The 9,760-nt window shown below is 59.7% G+C and carries 10 protein-coding genes; 5 read left to right on the forward strand and 5 right to left on the reverse strand.

The window, feature by feature from the left end:
* Positions 1-4 precede the first annotated feature (4 nt).
* Both C8273_RS07060 and C8273_RS07065 read left to right on the forward strand, forming a co-directional pair.
* Entirely contained in the window at positions 5-730 is a 726-nt protein-coding gene (locus tag C8273_RS07060) for a TVP38/TMEM64 family protein (protein ID WP_106627042.1), read from the forward strand.
* Complete coding sequence (locus C8273_RS07065) at positions 727-1,965, forward strand: metallophosphoesterase family protein (RefSeq protein WP_106627043.1); 1,239 nt, start codon at positions 727-729, stop codon at positions 1,963-1,965. The genes C8273_RS07060 and C8273_RS07065 overlap by 4 nt, the downstream gene beginning before the upstream one ends.
* Positions 1,966-2,021: 56 nt before the next feature.
* On the opposite strand, the gene C8273_RS07070 is transcribed toward C8273_RS07065, so the two are convergent.
* The 5 genes from C8273_RS07070 to citD are packed head-to-tail and all read right to left on the reverse strand — an operon-like array spanning position 2,022 to position 7,047.
* On the reverse strand, positions 2,022-3,347 hold the full coding sequence (locus tag C8273_RS07070; RefSeq protein WP_106627044.1) for a CitMHS family transporter: 1,326 nt from the start codon (positions 3,345-3,347) through the stop codon (positions 2,022-2,024).
* Positions 3,348-3,373: 26 nt separating this feature from the next.
* Entirely contained in the window at positions 3,374-4,240 is an 867-nt protein-coding gene (gene citG / locus C8273_RS07075; RefSeq protein ID WP_106627045.1) for a triphosphoribosyl-dephospho-CoA synthase CitG, read from the reverse strand.
* 20 nt (positions 4,241-4,260) lie between these two features.
* Positions 4,261-5,820, reverse strand: a complete 1,560-nt coding sequence (citF, locus tag C8273_RS07080; protein ID WP_106627046.1) for a citrate lyase subunit alpha — start codon at positions 5,818-5,820, stop codon at positions 4,261-4,263.
* A gap of 16 nt (positions 5,821-5,836) precedes the next feature.
* Positions 5,837-6,748 carry an aldolase/citrate lyase family protein gene (locus tag C8273_RS07085; protein WP_106627047.1) on the reverse strand — a complete coding sequence of 304 codons (912 nt, stop codon included), beginning with the start codon at positions 6,746-6,748 and terminating at the stop codon, positions 5,837-5,839.
* Complete coding sequence (gene citD, locus C8273_RS07090) at positions 6,745-7,047, reverse strand: citrate lyase acyl carrier protein (protein WP_006306250.1); 303 nt, start codon at positions 7,045-7,047, stop codon at positions 6,745-6,747. The genes C8273_RS07085 and citD overlap by 4 nt, the downstream gene beginning before the upstream one ends.
* Before the next feature lie 184 nt (positions 7,048-7,231).
* On the opposite strand from citD, the gene C8273_RS07095 reads away from it, so the two are divergent.
* From C8273_RS07095 to citX, 3 genes are read left to right on the forward strand one after another with little or no spacing between them, the layout of a single operon-like run.
* The gene (locus C8273_RS07095) at positions 7,232-8,104 is read left to right on the forward strand and encodes a LysR family transcriptional regulator (protein WP_106627048.1); all 873 of its coding nucleotides are present in this window, start codon (positions 7,232-7,234) and stop codon (positions 8,102-8,104) included.
* Complete coding sequence (citC, locus tag C8273_RS07100; RefSeq protein ID WP_106627049.1) at positions 8,101-9,138, forward strand: [citrate (pro-3S)-lyase] ligase; 1,038 nt, start codon at positions 8,101-8,103, stop codon at positions 9,136-9,138. The genes C8273_RS07095 and citC overlap by 4 nt, the downstream gene beginning before the upstream one ends.
* 10 nt (positions 9,139-9,148) lie before the next feature.
* On the forward strand, positions 9,149-9,655 hold the full coding sequence (gene citX, locus C8273_RS07105; protein WP_106627050.1) for a citrate lyase holo-[acyl-carrier protein] synthase: 507 nt from the start codon (positions 9,149-9,151) through the stop codon (positions 9,653-9,655).
* The last annotated feature ends 105 nt before the right edge of the window (positions 9,656-9,760 follow it).

Consider the following 9,760-nt stretch of genomic DNA (forward strand, 5'->3'; position numbering starts at 1 on the left):
TTACATGAAGCAGCAAATGGGTATGGGCGTCCTCAAGATCGGCGCGGCTCTCGCGATCGTCCTGCTCTTCGTCATCATTCACCTCATTGCACCGGATTTTCTGCCCGAACTCTTCACCCTGCTCGCCAGCGGCGACATCCCGGCGACGGTAGAGTACATTCGCTCATTCGGGGAGTGGGCCGTCGTCTTTGCCTTCCTCCTCACCCTCTTTACGAATGCGCTCGGCTTCCCGCCCGCCGTCATCTTCTCGACGGCGAACGTCATCCTCTTCGGCATCGTGCCCGGCATCATCCTCTCCTGTGTCGCGGAGACGGTCGGCGTAACCATTGCATTTCTTCTCATGCGCTTCTACTTCCGCGAGGCAGCGGAAAAGGCGATTGCAAAGAGCCCCTTCCTCGCAAAGATCGACCGGTACAGCGGAAACAAAGGCTTCTTCATCATGCTCATCGGGCGCATGGTGCCCTATCTCCCCTCTGCCGTCATGAATGCCGTCGGCGCACTCTCGTCGATCCGTTTCCGCGACTACGTACTCGCGTCCCTCGTCGGCAAATTTCCCTCGACAGGGATCGAGGCGATCATCGGACATGACATCATCATGCAGCAGGAGGATCATACGCGCCTCGTCATCGTCGTGATCTGCGCCGGCATTCTCATCTATGCCGCCATTCGCTACGAAAAACGGCTCATGCGTGAAGAGGCTGTCCCACAGGAAATGGAGAAGAACGAATGACACGACGTACATTTTTACAGACTGCCGCCAAGACCATCCTCACAATGGGCTTCGGCGGTCTCTTTTCGTCCCGCAGCGCACACGCCGCCACGGACGGTATCCAGCATCTGCGCCAGATTGTGACGGCGCAGCCCGCGCGCACGCGCATGATCCAGTGGGACAGCCCACAAGTGCTTGAAAACGTGTGCGTCGAACTGCGCGACGTGCGGGGTCAGGTGGAACGCCGTATCCCCGCCTATACCTATCTCTCGATGGATGACGAGGTGCAGTTCATCTATCATGCGGAGATTCCGTTCATGGAGGGATCTTCCTACCGGATCACGCATCCAGCCGGTGCAACGGATTGGATCCCCCTCCTGCCGATCCATCAAAGTGATCGGGTATGTGCCCTTCTCTTCTCGGACAGTCAATGCGGCGAGAGCTACGACGTGTGGGGCGCGACTTATCAAGCGGCATGGCAGCGTCACCCGAATGCGGACGCCGCCGCCATCGTCGGCGACCTCACGGACAACGGGGAGTCCGCATGGCATTGGCGCGCATTCTTTGAGGCAATGGAGGCAGGGACAGCGCTCGCACGGCATCCCCATATCCCCGTCCTCGGCAACCACGAATACTACGGATTGCAGTGGACGGCAGTGCCGCCCGTCCGCTATCTCCGCACCTTTGCCCTGCCCGACAACGGCAGCCGTGATTTTCGCGGACACTACTACTCCTTTGATCTCGGCGCGGTGCACTGCATCGTTCTCGATACCCAGTTCCTTGAGGCGGAGGAACGCGGCGCGGCGCTGCGGGCAGAGCAGATGGACTGGCTGAAAAAGGAGGCTGCGGCAAGCACAGCACCGTGGAAGCTCGTCCTCATGCACAAAGATATTCTCGCCTACGGTGACTATCAGGTCGAGCAGAATACAAATCACGGCATCAGCGACGTGGGACAGATTTTCTTGGACACATTCGATGCGCTCGGCATCGACCTCGTCGTCTCAGGACACGTTCACGCCTACCGCCGCCGCCAAATGCGCGCGCGTCAGACCGACAGGAACGGCACCCTCTACCTCCTCACAGGACCTGCGGGGAACGAGTACTTCAACGTCCCCGCAGAGACATACGACATCGTCGCCGGCCCCGATCCCACGCCGTCCAACTACCTCTATCTGGAGGCGGATGCGCATCGGCTGCACATCCGATGCGAAACAACGAGCGGAGCGGTACTCGATACGGTCGACCTGCAAAAATAAGAAAGACAGACGGCGCAGAGATTACGCTGTCTGTCTTTCTTATTTTTGAACTTGGATTATATGGTCACAATCCCCAAGACAATGGCAAAGAACAGAGAGATGATCGACAGTCCCCAGAGCCACGGCGTACAGAAGCGCAGCAGCTCCTTGATGGAAACGCCCGCAAGTCCGCAACAGAGGAATGTCGTCGCCGCGTGCGGTGTGACGAGAACGGCAAAGTTCTTGCCGACAAGCATCGCATTCGACATATTCTCCGGGGTAATGCCGTACTGCTCACCGACACCAATGGCAAGCGGCATAAGACCGAAGAAGTACGGACTCGTACCGAGCATCATACCGATTGGTACGGCAAAGATCCCCATGATGATGTGGAAGTACGGGCCAAGCACGGTCGGAATGAGCATGACAAGCGTTTCCGCCATTGCATCCATCATCTTTGTGCCCGTGAGAACACCGAGGAATACACCGGAGGCGAGCAGGATCATCGGTACGCCGAGCGCCTCGCCCGCATGCGCCTTGATGCGCTTGCCCTGCATCTTCGGATCGGGAAAGTTCACGATGAGTGCAAAGGAAAGACCAATCATAAATGCGGCGTACAGCTGAATCTTCGTAAAGCAAAGGAGTGCGACCACGCCGACCGTGAGGAGAAGATTGAACCAGAAGAGCTTCGGACGCTTGAGTGCCGCAGCTTCCTCATCGGAGATCTGATGTGCCGAGGACGCATCCTCATCCAGCTCCGCCGCCTTGCCGGTCGGGTGCACGCCCGCGCCGCGTCGCTTTTCCAACACGCCCATAAATGCGGCAAAGACAAGCACCATGACAATGCCGACAATCTGCAGTGGGATGAGGGTGTGCCAGAGCGCATTGACATCCGTGTTCAGGATAACACCGACACGCGCAACGGGACCGCCCCACGGCAGGAGATTCATGATACTCATTGCCGCGCCGATGATAACGCAGAGCACAACGGGGCGAATATGCAGTTTCTTGTAAATCGGCAGCATCGCGGGAATTGTCACAAGGAGTGTCGCGGCAAGCGCGCCGTCGAGGTGGGCAATCGTCGCAATACACGCGGTCGCCACCGTAACGAGGATGACGTTGGAGCCTGCGCGTTTCACGAGGAAGTCGACGAGAGGGTCGAAGAGCCCGACCTCCGACATGATCGAGAAGTAGACAATAGAGAAGATAAAGAGCACAGCGACCGGCATGGTCGTCGTCACACCCGTTTTCATGAACTCCGCAATCTGCGTGAAGTCAAAGCCGCAGACCACAGCACAGAGAATCGGGACAATGACAAAGATCGGCGTCGGATGCGCCTTGGACTGCAAGAGCAGAAAGATGATCAAAAAGATCATCACAAAACCGGTAACAGCGAGTAACATGAAAAACCTCCATTCCCAAAGTGGTTTCACATTGACCTGAGCATATCGGACTGTTCCATTTCATAGAGGAAATACGTGACTGCAACGAGATCCGCCGAGCCGCCGGGACTGATCCACGCATCGATCAGCTGTGTGTCGAGTGCCGCAGCCGCCGCGCGTCCCGCCGCCGTCCCCATGCCCCCCAGCGTGAGGATGCGGGCGGCTTCGCGCTGAACCTCGCGGAGCGCGGCGAGATCACGGCGTCCGAGGATATTCGTATCCATATTGTGCGCCATAAGTACGAGGAGAACATCGACGAGTGCATCGTTCAGCGGGGTATGCGCTGCCCTGCGCGTGCGGTAGAGCGGCAGGGCATACGCCCGTACGAGCGGGAACCCTGCCTCCGCCTCGCCGCGCACGCCCGTCAGACCGTACGCGAGATACGCTGCCTGCCCCTTCGTTGCGGGCACGGCATCCTTTGCGAGTGCTCCATAGTCCGCGCGGCAAAGTCCCGTGCAGATCGTTTTCGCCGCATCCAGAACGGCATCGGCGGTCAGACGCCCGCCATGCGCCATGAGCCACCCGACCGCACCGAGCAAAACGCCAAAGCTGAACACCGCTCCCTTGTGCGTATTCACGCCCCCCGTGCGTCCATACATGGCGGCCTCTGCACAACAGCCAATCGGACGCAGCTGCGCGAGCAGGGTGTCAAGGTGCTCATGCCCCGCACCCGCACGCGCGAATTCCGCAAAATACGGAGCGAGCACCGCCGCCGATACCTGAAAGGTAAAGAAGTCCATATCGTCGTGCGCCCCATTATTCGCACGATCGACAAGCCCCGGCTTCGGCGTTGCCGCCACCTCGGCGAGCAGCGCCTCCACGGCGAGCGCGGCAACGTGATCCACACCCTTCATGTTCCCATCCAAGACCGCATTCAAAGCACGAGCGGTTTGATCTTGCGTACGACATCGAGAATCGTACCGTCACGCGCCTCCAGAACGGCGATCACCGGATCCTCCCATTCGAGTTCGTCCGGCTCACCGACAAGGCTGTACGCCTTCTCTTGGAGCGCCTCAATCGTCGTATGGGCAATTCCCGCCGCGTCGAGGCACGCGATCAGATCCCCGCGTGCGGGATTGACGGCGATGCCGTAGTCCGTCACGAGCACATCCACACAGTCCCCCGGCGTCGTCACGGTGACGACCTTCTTGCAGACCGTTGCCATGCGCCCGCGCACGAGCGGCGTGACAATGATGCAGCACTTGCTCCCCGCCGCCGTGTCCGGATGCCCGCCCGGCGCACCGCGCAGCACCCCGTCCGAGCCGGTCAGCACATTGACGTTGAAATCCGTGTCAATCTCCAGCGCCGCAAGCACGACGAAGTCGAGCTTGTTGACGTATGCGCCCTTGTTCGCGGGATTTGCGTACTCGCTCGTGGAGATCTCAAGATGCTTGTCGGGATGCGCCGCAAGATGCGCAATCGCCTTTGTGTCGAAATCCTGTGTATCGAGCAGCTTGCGCACAAGTCCCTTGTCCATGAGGTCGCAGATATTGCCGCCCATACCGCCGAGCGCGAATCCCATCACAATCCCCCGCTCGCGCATATAGTCCTCAAGATAGCGGTTGACCGCGAGCGACGGGCCGCCGACACCCGTCTGGAACGAGAAGCCGTCCTTAAAGTACGGCGTCGCCGCCATGATCTTCGCACAGTTCTCCGCCATCATGAGGTTGCGCGGATCCTCGGTGACGCGCGCCTCCTTCGTGCCGATCTTCTTCGGATCGCCGATCTCATCCACAACGACAACATAGTCCACGTCGATGGACGGAATGGCGGCGGGCATATTCGGGAACGGGACGAGCGTGTCCGTCACCACGACGACATTGTTGGCATAGCGCGCGTCCGCGACGGCATAGCCGAGCGTACCGCAGTTGTTCTTGCCGCCCGTACCATTCGCATTGCCGTAGTCGTCCGCCGCCGATGCCGCGATAAACGTGATGTCGATGGAGAGTTCCCCCGTCTCGATGGCACGCGGCCGCCCGCCGTGACTGCGGATGATCGCGGGCGTTTTGAGCTTGCCCGCCGAGATGACCTCGCCGATCCGTCCGCGCACACCCGAGGACTGGACACCGATGATCTTGCCCTCCTCGATGTAGTCCGCAAGGAGATCCTGCGCGCTGCCGAGGGAGGTCGTCGCAACCGTCAGATCCTTCAGCCCCATCTCCTCGACGAGCACCTTCATAACCATGCTCGTCACATAGTCGCCGTTGCGAAAGGCATGATGGAAGGAAACCGTCATGCCGTCATGCGCGCCGCATTTCTCGCACGCCTCACGGATCGAGCCGACCACCTTCGACGCCTGCGGCTTCTCTGCGCGCCGTACGGTCGCTCCCGCCTTTTTATAGGGCTTGCCGTCCATATAGAATTTACCCTGATAGACCTCCTTGCCCCCTGTGAGGAGGTCATCGGGAATCTCTCTGCCCACTGCATTTTTCATATCACTGCACCCCCTTTTACAAATCCCCGTGGTAGACGCCGCACGCCTTCGCAAGGGCGAGTATGCGCCTTGCGTCCTCGATGAAGGCAATGTCGACCATCTTGCCGTTCACCGTGTAGACACCGACGCCCAGCTTCGACTGCTCCTCGTAGCTGCGCACATAGAGTTCCGCCGTTGCGATCTCCTTCTCCGTCGGGGCAAAAGTCTTGTGCACGTACGCAATCTGGCGCGGGTTGATGAGGCTCTTGCCGTCAAAGCCCATCGCGTGATCGAGTTCCACCTCCGCGCGAAAGCCCTCCTCATCGTCGAGTGCGGTGAACACCGTGTCAAAGCACTGAATGCCCGCCTCACGCGCCGCGAGCAGCATGAGGCTGCGCGCCGTATTGATCTCGATGCCGCTGCGCTCGGGGCGGACGTGCATGCTCTTGCGGAAGTCGCCGCCCGAGATCGCCACGCCGAGCATACGCTCCGACGCCTGACAGATCTCGCGCGCATTCAGAATCCCCTTCGGGCTTTCGAGCGCCGCCATGAGCAGCGTCCGCCCCTCCTCGACGCCGAACTCCTTCTCCGCCGCAAGCACGTGCTCCTCGATCAGCCGCACATCGTCCGCACTCTCGCATTTGGCGATGCGTACGCCGTCCGCACCGCCCGCAACGCAGACGCGCACATCCTCCTGCCAATGCGGCGTATCAAGCCCATTGATGCGTACAATGACCTCGGTATCACCGTAGTCGATGCTCTTCAGCGCATGATAGAGAGAGAACCGTGCCGCGTCCTTCTGATTCTCCGCCACGGCATCCTCAAGATCGAGCATGATGCTGTCGACGCCGTAGATATACGCGTCCTTGATGAGTCCCGGCCGCTGCGCATTCATGAACATCATCGTGCGGCGCAGACGAAACCGCTCCGGTCTGGGTCTTGGAATCACTGAATCACACCTCCCCACGGAACATTCTTGTCCGATACACCCGCACTGCGGAATACCGCACACTCCACACGCGCGCGGATCGTGCAGTCCAGTGCGCCCTTGTCCACCACCTGCACACGCGCGGACGAAACGCCGAGGCGTTCCAGCGTTTCGAGCACGGTCTTTTGGATGGCGCGACCGTACTGGTTCATGACGCTGCTCTCCAGATGAAGCTCGATGCCGCCCGTGCCCGGCTCGACCGTGACTTGCGCATCGCTGGACTCCAACGTCCCCGCCATCGCCATTTTTTCGATCTGCATAACGCTTCCTCCTAACTTTCAATTATGATATCATAATAGCAGGAGCGATATTCCCTGTAAACGCCTCCATTTTTCCGCCTGCACCATTCCATAAAAGAATGTTAGTCTTGCGTTTTTCAATCGTAAAAGCGATGATAGTCATGGTATAATAAACGCATCGTATTCTCTGATGGGAGGGAAGCCGATGGATACGCAGGATATCCAGCTGCTCATGACGCTGCACCGCACAAGCAATATCACGCGCACAGCCGAGGAACTCTATACGACGCAGTCCTCGGTGTCAAAGCGCATCCGCCAGCTCGAAAAGGAGCTTGGCATCATCCTTGTCCTGCGCTCACGGCTCGGCATCCAGTTCACGCCGGCAGGTGAGATCGTGCTGCGCCACGTCAATGCGATCGCGCGTGAACTTCGCACGATGAATCAGGAACTCAACGACACGCAGGGCATTATCTCCGGCACACTGCGCGCCGGCGTGTCGATCAACTATGCGATGTACCGCCTGCCGCCGCTGCTCCAACGCTATCAGGAGCGCTACCCGCTCGTACATACGCAGACAATCATCGAGGTCAGCCAGAAGATCTACTCCATGTTCATCGCGGGACAGATGGAGCTTGCCGTCGTACGCGGCGAATACTCGGACTGGGACGGGCCGCGCCTCCTCTTGGGGCGTGAACCCGTCTGCGTCATCACCTGCCCCGAGCATCGTGACCGTCCGCTGAGCGAGCTGCCGCAGGTCATCCGCAAGGCGGACACGGAGATGGAGCGCGACACAGCGCTCTGGCGCAGAGAGAACAAGATCCCCACGGCAAAGAATCAGGTCTTTGCGAACAGCACCGCTACCTGCATCGAGATGGTACGGCAGGGACTTGGGTGGGGCATTGTCCCCGAAATCTGTCTCGCGCACTTCGATGGCTGCGTGCGCCCCATGCACTTTGCGGACGGACGTCCGCTCGTGCGCTCCACCTATCTCCTCTACACGGAGCAAACCGCCGCCCTGCCGCAGATTCGCGCCTTTATCGACCTGCTTGCCGAAACAAAGGAGAACCAGAACCTATGATCACGACCATCTATCCATCCGACCGCACGGGCATGGAACGCGTGCGTGCCCTGCTCGAAAAGGAAAACCTGCGCATGGACGCAAACCTCGACTATACCTGCGCAATCCTCGACGAGGCGTACAATCCCATCGCGACGGGCAGCTGCTGCGGCAATACGCTCCGCTGCTTCGCCGTCGACCATGCGCATCAGGGTGAGGGACTGCTGAACGAAGTTCTCTCCCATCTCATGACAGTGCAGCAGGAGCGTGGGAACGCCGCCGTCTTTCTCTATACGAAGGGCAGCTCCGTCCGCTTCTTCCGCGACCTCGGCTTTCATGAGATTGCCCGCGTATCGGACATGATCGTCTTTCTCGAAAATCGCCGTTGGGGATTCTCCGACTATCTGAGCGCACTGCAGCGCGAAAGCCCCGCAGACGCGAAAAACACGGCGGCAGTCGTGATGAACGCGAACCCGTTTACGCTCGGACATCTCTATCTCGTGGAGCAGGCTGCTGCGGAAAATGAATGGGTGCATCTCTTTACCGTCAGCGAGGACGTGAGCCTCTTCCCCTTCGCCGTGCGCGAGCGCCTGATACGGGAGGGAACGGCGCATCTCAAAAACATCGTCTATCATCGGACGGGCTCCTACATCATCAGTCAGGCAACCTTCCCCAGCTACTTCCAAAAGGACGAAGACGCCGTCATACTGAGTCACGCACAGCTCGACATTGCCGTGTTCTCGCGCATTGCACAGGCGCTCTCCATCACGCGGCGCTACGTCGGTGCGGAGGAGGCGAGCCGTGTCACACGTCTCTACAACGAAACGATGTTGAAGGAACTCCCGCGTACAGGCATTGCGTGCAGGATCATCCCGCGCAAGGAGCACGCGGGCGCACCGATCAGCGCCTCCACCGTGCGCCGCGCAATAAAGTGCGGCGACATGAGCATCCTCCCCTCCCTCGTGCCGCCCACAACGCTCGCCTTCCTCCAAAGCGAGGAGAGTGCCGCCATTCGCCGAAAGATTGCAGAGACGACAGATGTCGTCCACTACTAAAGGAAGCATTATGTTCAGCGGAATCCCCGTAGAACTCCCCGCCATGCTCGCCGCACGCGAGGAGCGTGCGGCACGACAGGACGCATGGCTCGAAAAATACGATTGTCCCCTCCTCTCCTTCACGCTCAACATCCCGGGTCCCGTCAAGACATCGCCCGATCTGCGCCGTGCCTTTGAGGCGGGACTCCTTGCATTGGAGGGCGCACTGGAAGCGGCAGGGCTGTCCCCCACGGCGCGGGCAGAAATCCATGCGCCGACGGGCGATGAGGCACTGCTTGCCATCGACGGCGATGCGGCGGCAATCAAGGAGATTGCCACGCGCATGGAGGAGGAGCATCCACTGGGACGGCTTTTCGATATGGACGTTCTAAGCGCGGACGGCACAAAGCTCTCGCGCTCCGTCCCGCGCCGCTGCCTCCTCTGCACGGAGCAGGCACAGAGCTGTGCGCGCAGCCGCCGTCACAGCGTTGCGCAACTGACAGCGGAGATCGAACGCCTCCTAGCCGCATATCTATGACAGGGGCTGCTGTACGAAGCAAAACATCGTACAGCAGCCCCTATTTTATTGCAAAAAAAAGACTCTGCACAGGAAATCCCGTGCAGAGCCGATAGAAATCTACCT

The organism is Candidatus Centipeda massiliensis (assembly GCF_900290285.1).
GTDB classification, from domain to species: domain Bacteria; phylum Bacillota; class Negativicutes; order Selenomonadales; family Selenomonadaceae; genus Centipeda; species Centipeda massiliensis.

Coding starts and splice junctions, on each gene's coding strand:
- C8273_RS07060 (WP_106627042.1), top strand. CDS start 5: ATGAAGCAGCAAATGGGTATGGGCGTCCTCAAGATCGGCGCGGCTCTC.
- C8273_RS07065 (WP_106627043.1), top strand. CDS start 727: ATGACACGACGTACATTTTTACAGACTGCCGCCAAGACCATCCTCACA.
- C8273_RS07070 (WP_106627044.1), bottom strand. CDS start 3,347: ATGTTACTCGCTGTTACCGGTTTTGTGATGATCTTTTTGATCATCTTT.
- citG (WP_106627045.1), bottom strand. CDS start 4,240: ATGAAGGGTGTGGATCACGTTGCCGCGCTCGCCGTGGAGGCGCTGCTC.
- citF (WP_106627046.1), bottom strand. CDS start 5,820: ATGAAAAATGCAGTGGGCAGAGAGATTCCCGATGACCTCCTCACAGGG.
- citD (WP_006306250.1), bottom strand. CDS start 7,047: ATGCAGATCGAAAAAATGGCGATGGCGGGGACGTTGGAGTCCAGCGAT.
- C8273_RS07095 (WP_106627048.1), top strand. CDS start 7,232: ATGGATACGCAGGATATCCAGCTGCTCATGACGCTGCACCGCACAAGC.
- citC (WP_106627049.1), top strand. CDS start 8,101: ATGATCACGACCATCTATCCATCCGACCGCACGGGCATGGAACGCGTG.
- citX (WP_106627050.1), top strand. CDS start 9,149: ATGTTCAGCGGAATCCCCGTAGAACTCCCCGCCATGCTCGCCGCACGC.